Here is a 21,456-nt window from a genome sequence, read left to right on the forward strand (position 1 = left end):
CCGGTCACTCCTTATTGGGCCAACGCGCGGGAAAGAATGCCCAGCGCCTGGGTGAACTGTTCCTCAGGGATGGTCAGCGGATACAGGAAGCGGATCACGTTGCCGTTCACACCACAGCTCAACAGCAGCAGGCCCTCTTCCAGCGCCTTTTGCTGTACCTGACGGGTGATCTCCGCCGAAGGCTTGCCGGTCGCCGGATCCTTGAACTCTACCGCCACCATTGAACCCTGCGCGCGAATATCCGCGATCGCCGGGCTGGTTTTGCGCGCCTGTTGCAGCACTTCAACCAAATGCTGGCCCAAACGTTGGGAACGCTGGCACAGCTGTTCTTCGTCGATCACGTCCAGCACCGCAAGTGCCGCAGCCACCGCCAGCGGGTTACCGGCATAGGTGCCACCCAGCCCGCCCGGCGCCGGGGCGTCCATCACGTCGGCACGGCCGGCTACCGCCGACAGCGGCATACCGCCCGCCAGGCTTTTCGCCATGGTGATCAGATCCGGTTTCACCGCGTAATGTTCCATGGCAAACAGCTTGCCGGTACGGGCAAAACCGGTCTGCACTTCGTCGGCAATCAGCAAAATGCCGTGCTGGTCGCACAGTTCGCGCAGCGCCTGCATAAAATCGGCCGGCGCGATGTTGAAACCGCCTTCGCCCTGTACCGGCTCCAGCACGATGGCGGCCACTTGTTTGGGATCGATATCCGCCTTAAAGATGCGTTCCAGGCTGTTCATCGCGTCTTCGGTGGTCACGCCATACAGCGCATTCGGATACTGGCCGTGGAACACCGAACCGGGGAAGGGCCCGAAGCCCAGCTTGTACGGCGCCACTTTGCCGGTCAGCGCCATGGTCATGTAAGTGCGGCCATGGAAACCGCCGCCAAAGGTGATCAGGCCCGGCCGACCGGTATAGGCACGGGCGATTTTGACCGCGTTTTCCACCGCTTCTGCGCCGGTGGTGAACAAGGCGGTTTTACAAGGGCCTTCAATCGGTGCGCGCTGGTTGATGCGCTCTGCCAACGCGACATAGCTTTCGTAAGGAACGATTTGGTAAGCGGTGTGGGTGAAGGCCTTCAGTTGCCGTTCAATGGCGGCGATCACCTTCGGATGCCGGTGTCCGGTATTCAGGACAGCAATACCGGAAGCGAAATCGATAACCTCATTGCCTTCTACGTCCCACAGCGTGGCGTTCTCCGCACGCTCGGCGTAAAAACCGCACATCACGCCAATCCCGCGTGGGGTGGCATCCTGGCGACGTTGATTCAGTTCTGCGTTTTTCATGCTGTTCTCTCCGGTCGGTGTCCGTTGTACGTTTCGTTCACATTCGTGAAACAATGACGTTTATTTACACAGGATGTGGCCCTATAATCGAGTGCCAGTTACGATTAATTGAGGGATCCAATTGCGCTCACTGAGTGGTGACCTGTTATTGCAGCGCCTCGGCGAACAGCCCGATGATAAGCTGCACAAGCGGCTGTATAACGCGATCCGCACCAGCATTTTGGACGGCAGTTTGCCGCCCTCCAGCCGCCTGCCCGCCTCACGCGATTTGGCGCAGGAACTCAGGCTGTCCCGCAACACCGTATTAACCGTTTATGAACAACTTCTGGCGGAAGGCTATGTTTTGGCACGCGCAGGCAGTGGCACATTCGTCGCCGAAACCGTGCCGGACAGCTGTTTATCTACCGTCAGCGCCCCCGCAGGCAGTGACGGAGAACAACGGCGCATTGAGCTGTCGGCCCGAGGATCCACCCTGCTGCATCACGCCAGCGCCAGCCCCAAACAGTGGGGCGCGTTTATCCCCGGCGTCCCCGACGTCAACGCCTTTCCTCACCAGCTGTTCAGCAAGATCCAGGCGCGCATCAGCCGCCGCCCCGTCCCACAGCGGCTGACCTACAGTAATCAGGGCGGCAGCCCGGAGTTGCAGCATGCATTGGTGGACTATCTGCGCGTGGCGCGCTCGGTGCGCTGCTCTCCGGAGCAAATTTTGATTACCGAAGGCATTCATCAGGCGATAGATTTGGTGACGCGCATGCTGTGCAATCCGGGCGACGACGCGTGGATTGAAGAACCGGGCTATTGGGGGATCCGCAATATTCTGCGGATGAACGACGTGAATATCTGCCCGCTGGGGGTCGATGAGGCCGGCATGGTGCCGCCGGAGCAGCCAACCGGCGCGCCACGGCTGATTTTCGTCACCCCCTCGCACCAGTATCCGCTGGGATCGGTGATGAGCCTGGCGCGGCGGCAGCGGTTGCTGGCATTGGCGCGCAACGGCGGCAGCTGGATTGTCGAAGATGACTACGACAGCGAGTTCCGCTTTTCCGGCCAGCCCATCCCGGCGCTGCAAGGGCTGGAAGCCGATGCGCCGGTGATTTATATCGGCACCTTCAGCAAGACGCTGTACCCGGCGCTGCGGCTGGGTTACGTGGTGCTGCCAAAACCCTTGATGACGGCGCTGAAAACCGCGCACGCCGAACTCTATCGCGGCGGTCACCTGCTGATCCAGACCGCGCTGGCGCAGTTTATTCAGGAAGGCCACTACACCGCGCATATTCGCCGCATGCGGCTGCTGTATGCCCGGCGGCGGGCGTTTCTGACCGCGTTGATTGAGCAGCATCTGGGCAAGCAGGCGTTGAGCGAATTCAACAACAACGCCGGGCTGCACCTGATCCTGAACCTGCCGGACGAAGCCGACGACGTGGCGATCGCCGCCGCCGCCAGCGCACGCGGCGTGCTGGTGCGGCCGCTGTCGCGTTACTACATGCTGCCCAACCACCGCCGCGGCTTGCTGATGGGCTTTGCCTGCGTGCCGGAAGAACAGATGGCCGCCGCCTTTACCCTGCTGCTGCAATGCATTACAGCGCCCTGAACTGCCAGCCCCCATCCTGCCAATGCAGGCGATGAGTCAGTTTCAGCGCCCGCAGGAAGGCTTCATCGTGCGAGACCACCAGCATCGCACCGGGAAACTCCGCCAGCGCGGCCTCGATGGCCAGCGACGAAGCCAGATCCAAATGGTTGGTCGGCTCGTCCAGCAACAGCAATTGCGCCGGCTCCTTACGCCACAGCGCACAGGCCAGCGCCGCCTTCAGCCTTTCTCCGCCGCTCAGCGCCGCCAACGGCAACGTGATCCGTTCCGCACCGAGTTGCAACTGCGCCAGTTGGGTGCGCAATGCCCCCTCCGCCAGCGGAGAATCCTGCAACCCCAGCAGCGCCATCACCGATAGCCGCGAATCGAACTGCGACAGGGTTTGATCGAGGTAAGCCATTGGCAGCGGGCAGTGAACCTGACCGGACACCGCAGCCAACTGGCCGAGGATCACCTTCAGCAACGTGGATTTTCCGCAGCCGTTCGGGCCGGTCAGCGCTACGCGCATGGGCCCGTCGATGCGCATATCCAGCGGCGGCGCACTGACAAAAGGCAGTTGCAGTCGCTCGAGCACCAGCACCTGCTTGCCCGCCATCACCGTGCTGCCTGGCAGGGTCAACATCACCGGGCTGTCTTCTTCCACCCGCTGGTACGCCTCGCGCACGGCGGCATCGAGGCTGCCTTTTTGGTCCTGATGCTGTTTGCGCAGCGTGCCGAGGCTCTCTTTGGCCGCCGCCTTGTAGGCCACGCGTTCGAAAGAGGCGATATTCAGCGTATCGACGGTTTTCAGCGTTTGGGCTGAGCGCCGCTGGCTGATGTCGTGTTCTTTCTGCTGCCGGGCGCGAGTGCGTTTGCGTTCCTGCCGCGCATGTTCCCAGCCTGCTCGCGCCGCCTGCCGCTCCAAATCGCGCTGCCGGCGATAGTCATCGTAGTTGCCGCCATAGCTATGCAGCCCATCGGGCGTCAGCTCGACGATGCGCGCCATACGCGCCAGCAGTTGCCGATCGTGGCTGGCAACCAGCAGCCCGCCGCGCCACTGCGCCAACTGCCGGTACAGCCAGTCGCGCCCATCGGCATCAAGGTGGTTGGTCGGTTCATCCAGCAGCAAACAATCCGCACCGCCCAGCATCGCACCACACAGCGTCGCGCGCATTCGCTCCCCGCCGCTCAGGGACCCGGCCGGTCGCAGCGGATCGAACTCAGGCAATCCGGCGGCAGCGAAGGCAGCGTGCAGACGATCGATCAGATCCCACTGCCCTTCCAGACGATCGATATCGTCCGCCAACGGACGCCCCTGCTCAATGCGGGCCAGCGCGGCAAACACCTCGCCATGGCCCAGCAATTGCGCCAGCGTGATCTGCGCTGCGATATCCGGCTGTTGAGCCACATAGGCCAGAGAAGCATGCGTTTCCACATGTCCGCTCCCCGGTTGATCCAGGCCGGCGATCAGGCGCAGCAAACGGGTTTTGCCGACGCCGTTACGCCCAACCAGGCCACAGTGTTGTTGATCGAAAGTGAGATCCAGCGGGCCGAACAGCGTTTCGCCGTCAGCAAACTGGCAGGTCAGTTGGTGTAAAACAAAATAAGGGGATTGCGCAAAATGAGCCATAAGCACTCCTGAATGAAATCAAAACATCCCCATCCGGCACTGGCGTGCTCAGCATGGGACAAGATATCAACAGGCGTGTTTGTTCATTTTCGGTGATGGCTCCGCAAAGAAGGCATGGACATGCCGCAGACAAAGGTTACCCGATAACTTGTCTACTATGCAAACAACCACAAAGATTCATGACATCTATCACATTCAGCGCAACGCAGATTCCCAACGGCACTGACAACGGCTAGATTTATCTCATCCGACCACTTGGGTCGCACATAATAATAACGATTTCCCATACCCAATAGCTTTCAGACTGCAGTTAGGCGGCAAGTTCGGGAATCCCCGGGAGCTTACTCCAGTAAGTGACTGGGGTGACCGAACACGGCCAACAACGCTGCGGTTTGAAAGATGAAGGGGATGAACGATGGAGACTGCAATGAGCAATTACCCGCACCTGCTGGCACCGCTGGATCTCGGCTTCACCACCCTGAAAAACCGGGTGCTGATGGGATCGATGCACACCGGCCTGGAAGAACTTCCCGATGGCCCGGAACGCATGGCCGCTTTCTATGCCGAACGCGCAGCGGCCGGTGTGGCGCTGATCGTGACCGGAGGCATCGCCCCCAATGAAAAAGGCGTGGTGTATCGCGGCGGTTCCACTCTCAGCCGCCGGGATCAGGTCGATCATCACCGGATCGTCACCGACGCCGTCCACCAGGCCGGGGGCAAAATTGCGTTGCAGATCCTGCATGCCGGCCGCTACAGCTATCAACCGCAGCCGGTGGCGCCGTCCGCGCTGCAGGCGCCGATCAACCCTTTCGCCCCGACCGCGCTGAGCGAGGCGGAGATCGAACAGACCATCGCCGACTTTGCCCACTGTGCACTGCTGGCTCAGCAGGCCGGCTACGACGGCGTAGAAGTGATGGGTTCGGAAGGCTATTTGATCAACCAATTCCTGGTGGCGCGCACCAACCAGCGCGAGGACACATGGGGAGGCAGTTTCAGCAACCGCATGCGTTTTGCCGTGGAGATCGTCCGGGCGGTGCGTCAGGCGGTTGGCCGCGAGTTCATTTTGATTTACCGCCTGTCGATGCTCGATCTGGTGGAAGACGGCTCCAGCTGGCAGGAGATCGAACAGCTGGCGCTGGCGATCGAACAGGCGGGCGCGACCCTGATCAACACCGGCATCGGCTGGCATGAGGCGCGGATCCCGACTATCGCCACCATGGTGCCGCGCGCCGGTTTCAGTTGGGTGACCCGCAAGCTGATGGGCAAAGTGCGCATTCCGCTGATCACCACCAACCGCATCAATGACCCGGCGGTTGCAGAACAGGTGTTGGCGGACGGCTGCGCCGACATGGTGTCGATGGCCCGCCCGTTCCTGGCCGATGCCGCTTTTGTGCAAAAGGCCGCCGAAGGGCGCGCCGACGAGATAAACACCTGCATTGGCTGCAATCAGGCCTGTCTCGATCAGATTTTTGAAGGCAAGCTCACCTCCTGCCTGGTGAACCCGCGCGCCTGCCGCGAAACCGAAATGCCGCTGACCATGGCCGAAAAGCCGAAAAAGTTGGCGGTGATCGGCGCCGGGCCGGCCGGATTGGCGTTTGCCACCACCGCCGCCAGCCGCGGCCACCGGGTGACGCTGTTCGATGCCGCCGATCAGATTGGCGGGCAGTTCAATATCGCCAAGCAGATCCCCGGTAAAGAAGAATTCCACGAAACCCTGCGCTATTTCCGCCGCCAGCTGGCACTGCTTGAGGTGACGGTGAAACTGGGTACGCAGGTAGAAGCCGCCGATCTGGCGGAATTCGACGAAGTGATCCTCGCCTGCGGCATTGTGCCGCGCACGCCGGCAATTCCAGGGATTGATAACGCCAAGGTGCTAACCTACCTGGACGTATTGCGCGACAAAAAGCCGGTCGGCCAACGGGTGGCGATTATCGGCGCCGGCGGCATCGGCTTCGACACCGCCGAGTACCTCAGTCAGCACGGCGTGTCGAGCAGCCTGGATCAGGCAGAATTTAACCGTGAATGGGGTATCGATGGCCAGCTCAGCCAACGCGGCGGATTGGCGGCGCAAGGGCCGGTGGCGGAACGCGGGCCGCGGCAAATCTATCTGCTGCAGCGCAAAACCAGCAAGGTGGGTGAAGGGCTGGGGAAAACCACAGGTTGGATCCACCGCGCCAGCCTATTGATGCGCGGCGTCAAGATGCTCAACAGCGTGAACTATCAACGTATTGATGAGGAAGGATTACACATCTCGCGCGCAGAGCAGGAAAGCTGTCTGCCGGTGGATACGGTGATTATCTGCGCCGGGCAGGAGCCACGCCGCGAACTGCAGCAGCCACTGCTGGCGATGGGAAAAACCGTGCATTTGATTGGCGGTGCGGACGTAGCCGCCGAGCTGGATGCCCGCCGCGCAATCGATCAGGGCACGCGGCTGGCGATGGCGCTGTAATAAATAACCCTTAAGGGGCGCATGCATTGCGCCCCCGGTGACTCAATAACGTGCGCCGGATTTCACCGCTTTCAGGATCACAAATTTCTTGTTGGATGCCACAAGGGTGCAGTTACCAAACAGACGCTTCAGCTTCTGGTGGTAATCCAGATGACGGTTGCCGACGATGCGCAGCTCGCCGCCCACCTGCAGGCAACGCTTGGCGTCGCAGAACATCTGCCAGGCAGTATGATCGGTGATCGCATGTTGCTGGTGGAACGGCGGATTGCACAGCACCGCCTGCACGCTTTCACGCTCAATCCCCGCCAACGAGTTATTCACTTCAAACTGACAGCGATCCAGTTCCTGCGGCAGGTTGTGCTCCACGTTCAACTCGCTGGAAGCCACCGCCATATAGGACTCATCGACAAAGCTCATCTGCGCCTGCGGGTTCTGCACCAGCGCGGCCAGGCCAATAACGCCGTTACCGCAGCCGAGATCGACAATGTGACCGTCCAGATCGTGCGGCAGATTTTCCAGGAACAGACGAGCGCCAATATCCAGGCTGCCGCGTGAGAACACGTTGGCATGGTTGTGGATCAGCCAATCGGTGCCGTCCAGCGTCCAGTTGGTGGTTTCCGGCGCCGCCGGTGGCACGATGTCCGCCACTTCGCAGCGGATCAGGCGCGCTTTCTTCCACGCCAGGCTGGTACGCGTCGGCCCCAGTACCTTTTCAAACAACTGCATGGTTGAAGTGTGCACGTCGCGCGCCTTGGCTCCGGCGATGATCACCGTGTCCGGCGCCACCACGTTGCGCAGCGAACGCAGTTGCTGTTCCAGCAGCGCCAGCGCCTTGGGAATGCGGATCAACACCACTGCCGGTGATGCAGGCAGTTCGGCGAGGCTATCCAGCAGCGTAACCTGCTCCGGATCCAGCTCGTTGAGCTTCAGGTTATGGCGCGTAGCCAGCTGGCTCATGTAGGAATCGCTGATGCTGTAAGGCCGATGGCCGTGCAGCGCACAGGCCAGCGTGCCGAAGTTGTCGTTGAAAATCAGCACCGGCCGACCGCCAATGTCTACATTTTCAAGCTGTTGCAGCAGATATTCGTCTGCCGCTTCCCACGCCTGCAATTGGGTGGATTCTTCCTGTTGGGGATAACGCTCCAGCTCAAGTTGCTGTGTTCCCAGATCGAGTTGGCTCATTGCCCCTCCTGACTGATAAAATTTGGGCTGTTTATCCCCTAAAAACGTCCATCAGTAAAATGTTTTTTCGGATAAATTGCCCTTTGCGGGCTTTGCGCGAAAAAACGTCATAGAATAGCCCGCTGAATTGCCGCCAATACGGGAAGATGATGTCCGAACTGACTTACCTGCAGGGTTACCCTGAACATCTGCAAAGCCAGGTGCAGCAGTTGATCGACCAGCAGCGGCTGGGGGATGTGCTGTTGCAGCGCTATCCGCAGGTGCATGATTGCACCACCGACAAGTCGCTTTATCAGTATACCGTCGATCTGAAAAACCAGTATCTGCGCAACGCCCAGCCGCTGAGCAAAGTGGCCTACGACGGTAAAATACAGGTGATGAAACACGCGCTTGGCATGCACACCGCCATTTCACGCGTGCAGGGGGGCAAGCTGAAGGCCAAGGCGGAAATCCGCGTGGCGACGGTGTTCAAGCTGGCGCCGGAGCCGTTTCTGCGCATGATCGTGGTGCATGAACTGGCGCACCTGAAAGAGAAGGATCACAACAAGGCCTTCTACAGCCTTTGCTGCCATATGGAGCCGAATTACCATCAGTTGGAATTCGACACCCGGCTGTACCTGACCCACCTCTCCGTATTTGGCGATCTGTATGCATAGCGGGATTCGCCTTCGGTAATTGCCGTGATAATCTGATTCTTTCTACCCTATGCAGCACTTGAAATTCATAGGGTATAGGGCTTGGGAACCGGAGATATCTATGATTCGCTTTGCCGTCGTTGGCACCAACTGGATTACGGAACGCTTTATCGACGCCGCACATGAAAGCGGCAAGCTGAAGCTGACCGCCATCTATTCGCGCAAGCTCGAGCAGGCGCAAGCGTTTGGCGCCAACTATCACGTCAGTCTGTTTTTCGATTCCCTGGAGGCGCTGGCCCAATCCGACGCCATCGATGCGGTGTACATCGCCAGCCCCAATTCCCTGCATTGCCAGCAATCGCTGCTGTTCCTTAGCCATAAAAAGCACGTGATCTGCGAAAAACCGCTGGCCTCCACCCTGCGCGAAGCGGAACGACTGGTCGCTTGCGCGCGGGAAAACCAGGTGGTGCTGTTCGAAGCCTTCAAAAGCGCCCACCTGCCGAACTTCCTGGCCCTTAAGCAGGCTCTGCCGAAAATCGGCCGGCTGCGCAAAGCCTTTATCAACTACTGCCAATATTCTTCGCGCTATCCGCGCTATCTGGCCGGCGAGAACCCAAACACCTTTAACCCGCAGTTCTCCAATGGCTCTATCATGGACATTGGTTACTATTGCCTGGCCAGTGCCGTGGCGCTGTTTGGCGCACCAAAATCCGTGATCGCCAGCGCCGCGCTGCTGGACACCGGCGTTGATGCGCATGGCACCGCCTGCCTCAACTACGGGGATTTTGACGTCACCGTTTCTCATTCCAAGGTCAGCAATTCGGATATCCCGAGCGAGATCCAGGGTGAGGAAGGAACGCTGGTCATTGATAAAATTTCGGAGTGTCAGGGTGTGGCGCTGACGCCGCGCGGTGGCAATCGTCAGGATCTGACCCAACCGCAGCATATCAATACCATGCTGTATGAGGCGCAAGCGTTCGCCGACCTGGTTGAAAAACGGCAGGTGGAACATCCAGGGTTGGAAAACTCGCTGATCGTCGCCCAGTTGCTGACCGAAATCCGCCGCCAGACCGGCGTAGTATTCCCTGCCGACGGAGAATGACATGAAACCGCTATTGTTGATGCAAACCGGCGATGCGCCGGAGATTATCCGCAGGGAAAAGGCCAACTTCGACGAAATGTTCCTGCAACAGGGCAACATTGACGCCGATCGCGTGCAGATCGTGCACCTTCCCTCAGGCGAACAGCTGCCGGCTCCGCAAAACTACGCCGGCGTGGTGATTACCGGGTCGGCGGCGATGGTCACCGAACAATTGCCGTGGAGCGAGCAGGCCGCCGAGTGGCTGCGTCAGGCGATGCAGATCAAGCTGCCGATTTTCGGCGCCTGCTACGGTCACCAACTGCTGGCCTACGCGCTCGGCGGTGAAGTGGGCTACCACCCGCAGGGCATGGAGGTCGGTACGCTGGATATTGAACTGCTGCCTGCCGCTGCCAACGATCGGCGTCTGGCGATGCTGCCGCCGCATTTCAAGGCCAATCTGATCCACTCGCAGAGCGTACTGACGCCGCCTGTGGGCGCGAAGGTGCTGGCGCGTTCACAGCAGGACGCCTGCCAGATCCTCAGCTATGGCGATCACGTACTGACCACCCAGTTCCATCCGGAATTTAACGGCGCGGTGATGCATCAATACCTGAGCTGGCTCGGCGAACTTTACCCCGAGCAGCAAGCGCAGTATCGGCTTAAGCAACAGCAGGTTAGCGATACGCCCTTCAGTCGGTTATTGCTGCAAGGTTTCGTCGTCAGCCTCGGCGCGCAAAAGGCCTTGGCCGGCTAGCGTGATAAACGTTGACCGCTGACACATTTTGCATTACTTTCTGCGGTGCAAAGGGGAGTAACTTCATTGCCGGTTAATCGTCATTACGATGCGCAAGCATCCGGTTACCGGGCAACATGATGTGACGGGCACTGCAGGTGCACCTTCATCAACGTTGTAAGTGAGACCTTGCCGGAAGGCGAGGTTTGCTTGCAGCGTTCACAGAGCGGCTGGCGTCTTCCGACGTTGGCCGTTTTTGTTTTTGAAGGATATCTCTGATGATGAATACCGTTGGCACACCTTGGTTATGGGGCAGTTTCGCCGCCATCATAGTTGTGATGCTCGCAATCGACTTATTGCTGCAAGGCCGCAAAGGCGCGCATACCATGACGCTGAAGCAGGCCGCCAGTTGGTCGCTGGTGTGGGTCAGCCTTTCCCTGCTGTTCAACCTGGGTTTCTGGTACTACCTGAACCAAACCGCCGGGCGCGCCGTCGCCGATACGCAGGCGCTCGCCTTCCTCACCGGTTACCTGATCGAAAAAGCGCTGGCGGTCGATAACGTCTTCGTTTGGCTGATGCTGTTCAGCTATTTCGCCGTTCCGGCTAACCTGCAACGACGCGTGCTGATTTTCGGCGTATTGGGCGCGATCGTGCTGCGTACCATCATGATCTTCGCCGGTAGCTGGCTGGTGACTCAGTTCCAGTGGTTGCTGTATCTGTTCGGTGCCTTCCTGCTGTTCACCGGCATCAAGATGGCGCTGGCGAAAGAAGACGATTCGGCGATTGGCGACAAACCTCTGGTAAGGTGGCTGCGCAGCCATCTGCGCATGACCGACAACCTCGAAGGCGAACGTTTCTTCGTGCGCCGCAACGGGCTGCTGTTCGCTACGCCGCTGGTACTGGTATTGATCCTGGTGGAACTGAGCGACGTGATTTTCGCGGTCGACAGCATTCCGGCCATCTTTGCCGTTACTACCGATCCGTTTATCGTCCTGACCTCTAACCTGTTTGCCATCATGGGCCTGCGCGCCATGTATTTCCTGCTGGCCAACGTGGCGGAGCGCTTCTCGATGCTGAAATACGGTCTGTCGATCATCCTGATGTTTATCGGCGTCAAGATGCTGATTATCGACTTCTTCCATATCCCGATCGGCGTTTCGCTCGGCGTGGTAGCCGGTATTCTGACATTAACGCTGCTGATCAATGCCTGGGTTAACCGCCGCAACGATCGCCTGGCGAATAAAGCGCCATAATCTGTTATCCGGGGCGCTAGCCGCCCCGCGATTGTTTGGCAATTCGTCCAAAACGCCAAACGTTATTGCGATCACACAAATGTAACCAGTATGTTATCAAGAGTTGATCCGCCCTCAGAATTTCACTTCCTCCCCTTTCCAACCCCCTTTGTTTACTGAATACTGATTTGGCAAACATACTTAGTTACAGATAGAAATAAAAATTGCCCGGCAGCGTTCCTGTCGAGGCAGTCAGTCTGTGCGCAACCTCACCGGGAAGAAAAGCACTATGCAAAAACTGTTAAAACGGATCACACAGGGCAGCCTGGTTAAGCAAATTATGGTCGGCCTGGTGGCCGGTATTATCGTGGCGTTGGTTTCACCGGGGACGGCCTCCGCCGTCGGGCTGCTTGGCGCGCTGTTCGTCGGCGCGTTAAAAGCCGTGGCGCCGCTGTTGGTTCTGGTACTGGTCATGGCCTCGATCGCCAACCACAAGCACGGGCAGAAAACCAATATTCGCCCGATCCTGTTCCTCTATCTGCTGGGGACTTTCGCTGCGGCGCTGGTGGCGGTGGTGGTCAGCTTTATGTTCCCGTCCAATCTGGCGCTGGTTGCCGGCAACGCGGACATCAACCCGCCGGGCGGCATTGTTGAAGTGCTGAAAAGCCTGTTGATGAGCGTGGTCGCCAACCCATTCCACGCGCTGATTAACGCCAACTATATCGGCATCCTGGCCTGGGCGATTGGTCTGGGGCTGGCGCTGCGCCACGCTTCGGAAACCACCAAATCGCTGATTAACGACATGTCGCATGCGGTCACCTTGGTGGTGCGAGCGGTGATCCGCTGTGCGCCGCTCGGCATCTTCGGTCTGGTGGCTTCGACGCTGGCGGAAACCGGCTTCGGTGCGCTGTGGGGCTACGCGCAACTGCTGATGGTGTTGATCGGCTGTATGCTGCTGGTCGCGCTGGTGCTGAACCCGCTGATCGTTTACTGGAAAATCCGCCGCAACCCTTATCCTCTGGTGTTCGCCTGCCTGCGTGAAAGCGGCGTGACCGCGTTCTTCACCCGCAGCTCGGCCGCCAACATTCCGGTGAATATGGAGTTGTGCAAAAAGCTGAATCTGAACGAAGACACCTACTCGGTTTCTATCCCGTTGGGCGCAACCATCAATATGGCCGGCGCGGCGATCACCATTACCGTGCTGACGCTGGCGGCGGTGCACACTCTGGGCATTCCGGTTGACGTCCCGACCGCGCTGCTGCTGAGCGTGGTGGCGGCGATCTGCGCCTGCGGCGCTTCCGGCGTGGCCGGCGGTTCGCTGTTACTGATCCCACTGGCGTGCAACATGTTCGGCATCCCGAACGATATCGCCATGCAGGTCGTGGCGGTGGGCTTTATCATCGGCGTGCTGCAGGACTCCGCAGAGACCGCACTGAACTCATCCACCGACGTGCTGTTCACCGCCGCGGCCTGCCAGGCGGAAGATCAACGTCTGGCGGATGAAGACCCGTTGAACGTGCGTTAAGCGGTTAACGATCGTCAGCAAGGCGCCCAATGGGCGCCTTTTTTTCTACCGCAAAAGGATCGATGCCGCGCAGTTGCAGGCGACGAAAACGGATAATGTTGAAGCCGTTCATCAGCAGGAAGCTGCCTTCTATCAGCGAACCGCCTATCGACCCGAGCCAGATGTTATGCGTGACCCAGCAGGCGGTGGAACACCACATCACGCAACGGGTCGTCAGCCCGCGGGTGCGAAACAGTGCCCAGGTGCTGATTGAAGTACCGAAGATCGGCAACAGTTCGATGGGGTGTTGGAAGTGCGTCAGGCCGATGGTCAGCGTCAAACTGATAAACAGCCACATCACCCACAGGCTGCGAGTGCGCATTGAAACCAGGTTGCGGCAGGCGCTGAGCAACGCGCTGCTGCCGGCGGCGCTCGCCCCCATCAGGAAGAAGTGGATGCCGATAATCAGGCTGTATCCTGACAGTTGCAGCTTGAAACGCTGGTCGTCGCGATTGAAAAAACTGGTGATGCCTACCAGAAAAGCCAGCACGCCCACGGCCTGGGCAAACCAATAAAACGTCATTAGGGGATCCTGAAGCGGGAGACAATAGCGTTAAAAGTGAAACGCTGTTTTATGCTACTCCCGCTGCCGGTGCTTTACAATGTCACCCCACTTTTAAAAATCGCCAACTCGCGGAAATCGTTCGCTTCGTTGCGCGCCGCTTTGCCATCGGCGATCGCCACGATCAGATCGACAAACTGTTCCAGCAGGCGATCCATCGACGTGCCGTGGATCAATTGCCCGGCGTCGAAATCGATCCAGTGCGGTTTTTTCGCCGCCAGTTCGCTGTTGGTCGCCAGTTTTACCGTGGGAACAAAGCCACCGTAGGGCGTGCCACGCCCGGTACTGAACAACACCATATGGCAGCCGGCGCCGGCCAGCGCGCTGGTCGCCACCGCGTCATTGCCGGGTGCGCTGAGCAGGTTCAACCCTGGCTGCCGCAGCCGTTCGCCGTATTTGAGCACGTCCACTACCTGGCTCTGCCCGGCTTTCTGCGTGCAACCAAGGGATTTTTCTTCCAAAGTGGTAATGCCGCCCGCCTTGTTGCCCGGCGAAGGGTTTTCATAAATCGGCTGGTTATGGGCGATAAAATACTGTTTGAAATCGTTGACCATGCTGACGGTTTTCTCGAAGGTCGCCCGATCGCGGCAGCGGCTCATCAGGATCCGTTCTGCGCCAAACATCTCCGGCACCTCGGTCAGCACCGTGGTGCCGCCGTTGGCGATCACATAATCGGAAAACCGCCCCAGCAACGGGTTGGCGGTGATGCCGGACAGCCCGTCCGATCCGCCGCACTCCAGGCCGAACTTCAATTCGCTCAATTTGCCCGGTTGGCGACGATCGTCGCGCATGGCCCGGTACAACTCATGCAGTTGCTCCAGCCCGGCTTCCACCTCATCGTCCTGCTGCTGGCACACCATAAAGCGCACCCGCTGCTCATCCGTCGGCCCGAGCGTGCTGCGGAAAACATCTACCTGATTGTTCTCGCACCCCAGGCCAATCACCAGCACCGCGCCGGCATTCGGATGGCGCACCATATTTTGCAGCATGGTTCGGGTGTTTTCATGATCCTGCCCCAATTGCGAACAGCCGAACGGATGGCTGAACAGATGTACGCCATCGATCCCCTGCGCATCCTGAGTTTCCTTCAGAAAACGCTGCTGGATCTGCCGGGCAATGCCGTTGACGCAGCCGACGGTCGGCACGATCCACAGTTCGTTGCGGATCCCCACCTCGCCGCTGCTGCGGCGATAGAGCTGTACTTCACGATCGGCAGCCTGCGGCGGCAGCGCGGGAAATTCCGGCTGGTACTGATAGCTGTCCAGATCGCTCAGGTTGGTTTTGGCATTTTGCGAGTGGATGTGCACGCCCGGCGCTATGGCGACCAGCGCATGGCCGATCGGCAGCCCGTACTTGATGATCGCCTCGCCGGCTGCGATCGGCTGCAGCGCAAACTTGTGTCCACGCGCCACCGGCTGCGAAAGCCGAATCGTCAGCGCTTCCAGCGCCAGCGTTTCGCCGTCGGCCAGATCGCGCAGCGCCACCGCCACATTATCCTGCGAATGAATTTTTACGATGCTTTGCATAAACCAACCTCGGGCAGCGGCTACGCCAGTTCAATGGCGAAATAATTTTTGGCATTGTCGAAGCAGATGTTTTTCACCATCTCGCCGAGCAGCGCGATATCCGCCGGCGCTTCCCCCTCCTCCACCCAGCGACCTATCATCTGGCAGAGAATGCGCCGGAAATATTCATGGCGGGTATACGACAAGAAGCTGCGGCTGTCGGTCAGCATGCCGACAAAACGGCTCAGCAGGCCAAGCTGTGCCAACTGCGTCATCTGGCGTTGCATGCCGTCTTTCTGATCGTTGAACCACCAGCCTGAACCAAACTGCATTTTGCCTGGCGTGCCCTCGCCCTGGAAATTACCCACCATGGTGCCGATCACTTCGTTATCGCGCGGGTTGAGGCAATACAGAATGGTTTTCGGTAATCCTCCCTGCCGGGATTGAGCATCCAGCAGGCGGGAAAGCGGCTCCGCCAGCGGCCGGTCGTTAATGGAGTCGAAGCCGATATCCGGGCCAACGCTTGCCAGCATCCGGCTGTTGTTATTGCGCAATGCGCCGATGTGATACTGCTGCACCCATTCACGACGTTGATATTCAGCGGCCAGGAACAGCAGCACTGCGCTTTTGAACTGGGCGCTTTGCTCCGGCCCAGGCAGCTTGCCGCTCAGGCGCTGGGCCAGAATGGCGTCCAGCTCGGCTTCGTTAGCTTCGCCATACACCACCACGTCCAGCGCATGGTCGGCCACTTTGCAGCCGTGAGCGGCGAAGTGGTCCATGCGTTTTTTCAGCGCGTCGCACAGCGAGGTGAAGCGGCTGATACTGATATCCGCTGCCGCCTCCAGCTTTTTCAGGTAATCGTTAAAGCCCGGCGCATCGATATTGAACGCCTTATCCGGCCGCCAGCTTGGCAGCACCTTGATATCGAAACTGTCGTCGGCGGCAATCGCTTTATGGTGGCGCAGATCGTCGATCGGATCGTCGGTGGTGCCGACCATTTTCACCTTCATCTGCTGCATGATGCCACGCGCTCTGAAATCGTCCTGCGCCAACAGCGCGTTACCGCGATGCCAGATATCGTCCGCCGTCGCCGGGGAAAGCAGCGTGCCGGTGATGCCGAACGGGCGGCGCAGTTCGAGATGAGTCCAGTGATACAGTGGGTTGCCGATGGTATGTGGCACTGTGGCGGCCCAGGCGTCGAATTTCTCGCGGTCGCCGGCATCGCCGGTGCACAGACGTTCGGCCACGCCGTTGGTGCGCATCGCCCGCCATTTGTAGTGATCGCCCTTTAACCAGATGTCATATAGGTTTTTGAAGCGGGTATTCTCGGCGATCTGTTCCGGCGGCAAATGACAGTGGTAGTCAAAGATCGGCTGATCCGCCGCATAGTCGTGATACAAACGCCGGGCAAATTCGCTGCCCAACAAAAAATCTTCGTTTAAAAACGTCGCCATATCAGGCTCCTCACCTTGCTGACCGTTCGGCACAGTGTTCAATACGACAAAGTTATCACACCAATTACATGAAGCGTCCAGCAAAATCTTACCCCCGCCTGCGGCCTTTTTCCCTCGAAAAAGGCAATTAACGCGTGATTTCGCAGCAAAAGACGGCCTGAATCACGTAATTACCGGCCAAAGCGCATTGCCCAATTGAATCTTGGCTTTTGTGATATCACTCAACTTTTAAATCTGTATGACAAGTTATTGTCTCGCCACCCCGTCGCTGGTGCGTTGGGAATGCGTCAGTGATGGAAGGGCCGATGCAGATCAACGAAAAGGAATCACACCCCTACACGCCGCCACCTCGGCTGCGCATATTCAAGACTGGGAGATATTTCGGATGCGTAAAATTAAAGGGTTACGCTGGTACATGATTGGGTTGGTGACCATCGGCACCGTGCTGGGTTACCTGACCCGCAACGCCATTGCCGTGGCGGCACCGACGCTGGAAGGCACCTTGCATATCACCACGCAGCAGTATTCTTACATCGTCGCCGCTTATTCCGCCTGCTACACCGTGATGCAACCGGTGGCGGGATACGTGCTGGACGTCTTGGGCACCAAGGTAGGCTATGCCATGTTCGCCGTCTTGTGGGCGCTGTTTTGCATGGGGACTGCGCTGGCTAACAGTTGGGGCGGGCTGGCGCTGGCGCGCGGCGCCGTGGGCATGGCCGAGGCAGCAATGATCCCCGCCGGCCTGAAGGCCAGCAGCGAGTGGTTCCCGGCCAAAGAGCGTTCCATCGCCGTAGGGTACTTTAATGTGGGTTCGTCGATCGGCGGGATGATCGCGCCACCGCTGGTCGTCTGGGCCATCGTCGCCCACAGCTGGGAAATGGCGTTTATTATCACCGGTGTGCTGAGCCTTATCTGGGCCATCTGCTGGCTGATCTTCTACAAGCACCCGAAAGATCAAAAGAAACTCAGCCAGGAAGAGCGGGATTACATTCTCGGGGGCCAGGAACCGCAACACCAGACCGGCAACGCCAAGAAAATGTCCGCCTGGCAGATCGTGCGCAACCGCCAGTTCTGGGGCATCGCTCTGCCGCGTTTTCTGGCAGAACCGGCCTGGGGCACCTTCAACGCCTGGATCCCGTTATTCATGTTCAAAGCCTATGGCTTTAACCTGAAGGAAATCGCCATGTTTGCCTGGATGCCGATGCTGTTCGCCGATCTCGGCTGCATCGTCGGCGGGTATCTGCCGCCGTTTTTCCAGAAACACTTCAAGGTAAACCTGATCGTTTCACGCAAGCTGGTGGTCACGATGGGTGCGGTGCTGATGATTGGCCCCGGTATGATCGGCCTGTTCACCAGCCCCTACGCCGCCATCGCGCTGCTGTGCGTCGGAGGCTTTGCTCACCAGGCGCTGTCCGGTGCGCTGATCACCCTGTCTTCAGACGTATTTGGCCGTAACGAGGTCGCGACCGCCAACGGCCTGACCGGCATGGCGGCCTGGACCGCCAGCACCCTGTTTGCTCTGGTGGTCGGCGCGTTAGCAGATACCCTGGGCTTCAGCCCGCTGTTCGCCGCGCTGTCGGTATTCGATATTCTCGGCGCCATCGTTATCTGGACCGTCCTGCAAAACCGGCCGGCCTTACCCCCCACGGAAGAGGCTCCACAGCCTGTCCCGGCACGCAGTTAACCCCCCGCCCGGCTACGCGCCGGGCGTCCCCTGCGGCCACTGGCAGCCCTGCCGAATAAGTGGTATAACAAATCCGACAGCCACGCCCCTTCTTACCCTAAGAGCATTCATTATGGAATTCACTGAAACCAGACGCCTGTATCAGCAACTGGCCGCCGAGCTTAAGCAGCGCATTGAAAGCGGCCGCTACCCGGTGGGCGATAAGCTGCCGGCCGAGCGCTATATTGCTGAAGAGATGAACGTCAGCCGCACCGTGGTACGCGAAGCCATCATCATGCTGGAAGTGGAAGGCTACGTTGACGTACGCAAGGGGTCCGGGATCCACGTGATGTCCAACCAGCAAAAGCATCTGGTGGTGCCGGGCGACAGCATTGAGTTCGCCACCGCCGGGCCGTTCGAACTGCTGCAGGCGCGCCAGTTGATCGAAAGCAACATCGCCGAATTCGCCGCCACCCAGGTCACCAAACAAGATATCGTCCAGTTGATGGAGATCCAGGAACATGCACGCAAGGAAGACCGGTTCCGTGATTCGCAGTGGGATCTGAAATTCCACGTGCAGGTGGCGCTGGCTACGCAAAATACCGCGATGGCGACCATCGTGGAAAAAATGTGGAGCCAGCGGGTGAATAACCCTTACTGGATCAAGCTGCACGAACATATCGACGAGCGATCTATCGCCAGTTGGTGCGACGACCACGATCAGATCCTCAAGGCATTGATACGTAAAGACCCTTATGCCGCCAAACTGGCGATGTGGCAGCACCTGGAAAACACCAAGCAAATGCTGTTCAACGCCACCAGCGACGATTTCGAATATAACGCCGACCGCTATCTGTTCGCCGAAAACCCGGTGGTGCATCTGGATGGCATGACCGCCGAAAACAAATAGCGCACGCGGTCAAAAACCGTTGGCTTATGTCAGGTAATGTAAAATCCTCCGAATCGATGCCTGAACCGCCGTTTGCCGTGTAGTATTTCACCGGAGGCAACGTAGATTTCCCTGTTGCCAATCGTGCTATTTTGGTAAAGTTAGGCCACTTTTTTACCCTTTGCTGCGGGGCGGAACACGAATACATGCGCTGGTTGTTTGCCATGCTTATTGCTCTTTTTTGCTGGACCGGTTCGGTCTCCGGCCAAAAGCTATGCGCGGCTCCCTCCAAAGCAACCCCCACGGCACTGAGTAGCCTGCCCTCGCTCGATAACCCGGCGCTGTCCCCTTATGACCAGGTTTATCGGTCTCCAGCAGAGTTGCAGCGCAAAGCGCCCGGCAAATTGCCGCTGCTGTTGCCGCGTGTGCATTCTTACCCCGGCTCACTGCCGGCCTCCGCCCAATTGCAGCCGGTCTATACGTTGGCCTCTGAGCTGGGCCATAATGCCAGATTCCCGCGTCAGCACTTATCTGTACCCAATCAGCTTGTTCAGGCCAACTGGATGCTGCACACCCCACAGCAGCAAAACAGGCTCGGTGGCTGGAAAGAAAGTAATATGCTTTATCGTGGCACGCTGACTTACCACTCATGACCGGTGTCGCACCGACGAGAACTCACTAAAAGCAACACCGTTTCATCGTTATCAGCAGCCAGGATCGCCCGCGCGCTTTCAGCCCACTTCTGATCCGCCGCTGAGATAAAGACAAACAATGACGTTTTAGGAACACCGGATGGACATCATTAAAGAACTGTTACATGCCTTATGGCAGCAGGATTTTGAGACGCTGGCGAACCCATCGCTGGTCTGGACGCTTTATGTCCTGCTGTTTCTGATTTTATTTCTGGAAAACGGCCTGCTGCCGGCAGCATTTTTACCCGGCGACAGCCTGCTGATCCTGGTAGGCGTTTTGATCGCCAAAGGCACCATGAATTTCCCGCTCACCATCCTGATCCTGACCGTTGCCGCCAGCCTGGGGTGCTGGGTCAGTTACATACAAGGCAAATGGCTGGGCAATACGCGAACGGTGCAGGGCTGGCTGTCGCATCTGCCGGCGCATTATCACCAGCGTGCGCACCAATTGTTCCACCGCCACGGGCTTTCCGCCCTGCTGGTCGGTCGTTTCCTGGCGTTTGTCCGCACCCTGTTGCCTACCATTGCCGGTCTCTCCGGCCTGAGTAATGCCCGTTTCCAATTCTTTAACTGGATGAGTGGCCTGCTGTGGGTGGTGATCCTGACGTCACTGGGCTTTGCTTTGGGCAAAACCCCGGTGTTCCGCAAGTATGAAGACCAACTGATGTTCTGCCTGATGCTGCTACCGCTGGTACTGCTGGTGGTTGGGCTGGTGGGATCGCTGATCGTGCTGTGGCGCAAGAAACGCGCCGACAGCCAGAATCAGGGGAAAGGGGCGTGATGGCAAAGCGCCCGCGCTGGCAGTATGTTTTGCTGATTGCACTCGCCCTGTTGGCGCTGGCGACGCTGCTGGTTCCCTGTATGGTGCGCACCGAAAGCGAGTTGCGCATCCGCGCCAGTCAGCAAGGCCTTTCGCTGCCTGACGGCTTTTTTGTCTATCAGCGGCTGGATGAGCGCGGTATTCGCATCAAAAGCATTACCCCCGAAGGTGATGGTCTGGTGATCCGTCTGGATTCACCGGAACAACAGCTGTTGGCGCGCGAAGCGCTGCAAACGATTTTACCGCCGGGTTATATCATCGCTCTGAGCGAATCCCCTGTTCCAAGCCATTGGGTCCGTGAATTTGCACGCGCCCCGCTCAATCTGGGATAATACCCCTTCGAATGAAGGGTTTTCCTTTCGTTTTTACGCCCCGTTCAATTAATCACCAATCGCCATCGAACTGCGGCTGATTCTTTGGGGGTCTGCGCGATTCAAGGCTATGCTGAAAGCTAGCTGCGTAAACTCCTGTCGCACTGTTTTTGCAAGCAGTCAGGAAAAGCGGATGCGTGCCAATGCGTC

Annotated in this window: 18 protein-coding genes; 12 read left to right on the plus strand and 6 right to left on the minus strand. The window is 58.7% G+C overall.

What is annotated here, in order from left to right:
• Positions 1 to 11: 11 nt before the first annotated feature.
• Entirely contained in the window at positions 12 to 1,277 is a 1,266-nt protein-coding gene (locus tag ACUTQW_RS21625) for a 4-aminobutyrate--2-oxoglutarate transaminase (protein ID WP_004948375.1), read from the minus strand.
• A 121-nt stretch (positions 1,278 to 1,398) separates the two neighbouring features.
• Between ACUTQW_RS21625 and pdxR the strand changes: the two genes are divergently transcribed.
• Entirely contained in the window at positions 1,399 to 2,868 is a 1,470-nt protein-coding gene (gene pdxR, locus ACUTQW_RS21630; protein WP_004948378.1) for a MocR-like pyridoxine biosynthesis transcription factor PdxR, read from the plus strand.
• Here pdxR and ACUTQW_RS21635 read toward each other — a convergent pair.
• Entirely contained in the window at positions 2,855 to 4,474 is a 1,620-nt protein-coding gene (locus tag ACUTQW_RS21635) for an ABC-F family ATP-binding cassette domain-containing protein (RefSeq protein WP_020439852.1), read from the minus strand. The genes pdxR and ACUTQW_RS21635 overlap by 14 nt on opposite strands.
• Before the next feature lie 427 nt (positions 4,475 to 4,901).
• On the opposite strand from ACUTQW_RS21635, the gene ACUTQW_RS21640 reads away from it, so the two are divergent.
• Positions 4,902 to 6,923 carry an oxidoreductase gene (locus tag ACUTQW_RS21640; protein WP_006328223.1) on the plus strand — a complete coding sequence of 674 codons (2,022 nt, stop codon included), beginning with the start codon at positions 4,902 to 4,904 and terminating at the stop codon, positions 6,921 to 6,923.
• Between the two features lie 42 nt (positions 6,924 to 6,965).
• On the opposite strand, the gene rlmG is transcribed toward ACUTQW_RS21640, so the two are convergent.
• Positions 6,966 to 8,105: a 23S rRNA (guanine(1835)-N(2))-methyltransferase RlmG gene (gene rlmG / locus ACUTQW_RS21645; protein WP_064799196.1), complete on the minus strand. Its 1,140-nt coding sequence runs from the start codon at positions 8,103 to 8,105 to the stop codon at positions 6,966 to 6,968.
• Between the two features lie 149 nt (positions 8,106 to 8,254).
• Here rlmG and ACUTQW_RS21650 point away from each other — a divergent pair, with 149 nt between their 5' ends.
• From ACUTQW_RS21650 to sstT, 5 genes are all read left to right on the plus strand, one after another.
• Entirely contained in the window at positions 8,255 to 8,761 is a 507-nt protein-coding gene (locus ACUTQW_RS21650; protein ID WP_004948389.1) for a M48 metallopeptidase family protein, read from the plus strand.
• A 100-nt stretch (positions 8,762 to 8,861) separates the two neighbouring features.
• A complete protein-coding gene (locus tag ACUTQW_RS21655) occupies positions 8,862 to 9,842 on the plus strand; it encodes a Gfo/Idh/MocA family protein (RefSeq protein WP_020439853.1) in 981 nt (326 codons plus the stop codon).
• A 1-nt stretch (position 9,843) separates the two neighbouring features.
• Positions 9,844 to 10,575, plus strand: a complete 732-nt coding sequence (locus tag ACUTQW_RS21660) for a glutamine amidotransferase (RefSeq protein ID WP_004948394.1) — start codon at positions 9,844 to 9,846, stop codon at positions 10,573 to 10,575.
• 257 nt (positions 10,576 to 10,832) lie between these two features.
• A complete protein-coding gene (locus tag ACUTQW_RS21665) occupies positions 10,833 to 11,807 on the plus strand; it encodes a TerC family protein (RefSeq protein ID WP_006320513.1) in 975 nt (324 codons plus the stop codon).
• A 268-nt stretch (positions 11,808 to 12,075) separates the two neighbouring features.
• A complete protein-coding gene (gene sstT, locus ACUTQW_RS21670; protein WP_004948401.1) occupies positions 12,076 to 13,311 on the plus strand; it encodes a serine/threonine transporter SstT in 1,236 nt (411 codons plus the stop codon).
• Between the two features lie 4 nt (positions 13,312 to 13,315).
• Here sstT and ACUTQW_RS21675 read toward each other — a convergent pair whose 3' ends face one another.
• The 3 genes from ACUTQW_RS21675 to uxaC form a co-directional block, all read right to left on the minus strand.
• On the minus strand, positions 13,316 to 13,873 hold the full coding sequence (locus ACUTQW_RS21675; protein WP_006320511.1) for a YgjV family protein: 558 nt from the start codon (positions 13,871 to 13,873) through the stop codon (positions 13,316 to 13,318).
• 74 nt (positions 13,874 to 13,947) lie between these two features.
• On the minus strand, positions 13,948 to 15,438 hold the full coding sequence (locus ACUTQW_RS21680; protein WP_020439855.1) for a UxaA family hydrolase: 1,491 nt from the start codon (positions 15,436 to 15,438) through the stop codon (positions 13,948 to 13,950).
• Between the two features lie 20 nt (positions 15,439 to 15,458).
• Positions 15,459 to 16,871, minus strand: coding sequence for a glucuronate isomerase (uxaC, locus tag ACUTQW_RS21685; RefSeq protein WP_004948418.1), 1,413 nt, complete (start codon positions 16,869 to 16,871; stop codon positions 15,459 to 15,461).
• A gap of 385 nt (positions 16,872 to 17,256) precedes the next feature.
• Here uxaC and ACUTQW_RS21690 point away from each other — a divergent pair, with 385 nt between their 5' ends.
• From ACUTQW_RS21690 to mzrA, 5 genes are all read left to right on the plus strand, one after another.
• Positions 17,257 to 18,555: an MFS transporter gene (locus ACUTQW_RS21690; RefSeq protein WP_004948421.1), complete on the plus strand. Its 1,299-nt coding sequence runs from the start codon at positions 17,257 to 17,259 to the stop codon at positions 18,553 to 18,555.
• A gap of 112 nt (positions 18,556 to 18,667) precedes the next feature.
• Entirely contained in the window at positions 18,668 to 19,444 is a 777-nt protein-coding gene (exuR, locus tag ACUTQW_RS21695; RefSeq protein WP_004948422.1) for a transcriptional regulator ExuR, read from the plus strand.
• A 185-nt stretch (positions 19,445 to 19,629) separates the two neighbouring features.
• Entirely contained in the window at positions 19,630 to 20,076 is a 447-nt protein-coding gene (locus tag ACUTQW_RS21700) for a hypothetical protein (RefSeq protein WP_004948424.1), read from the plus strand.
• 139 nt (positions 20,077 to 20,215) lie between these two features.
• Positions 20,216 to 20,896 carry a DedA family protein gene (locus ACUTQW_RS21705; RefSeq protein ID WP_004948426.1) on the plus strand — a complete coding sequence of 227 codons (681 nt, stop codon included), beginning with the start codon at positions 20,216 to 20,218 and terminating at the stop codon, positions 20,894 to 20,896.
• Entirely contained in the window at positions 20,896 to 21,267 is a 372-nt protein-coding gene (gene mzrA, locus ACUTQW_RS21710; RefSeq protein WP_004948428.1) for an EnvZ/OmpR regulon moderator MzrA, read from the plus strand. The genes ACUTQW_RS21705 and mzrA overlap by 1 nt, the downstream gene beginning before the upstream one ends.
• Positions 21,268 to 21,456 lie beyond the last annotated feature (189 nt).

It is taken from the genome of Serratia sp. TSA_7, from assembly GCF_052692135.1.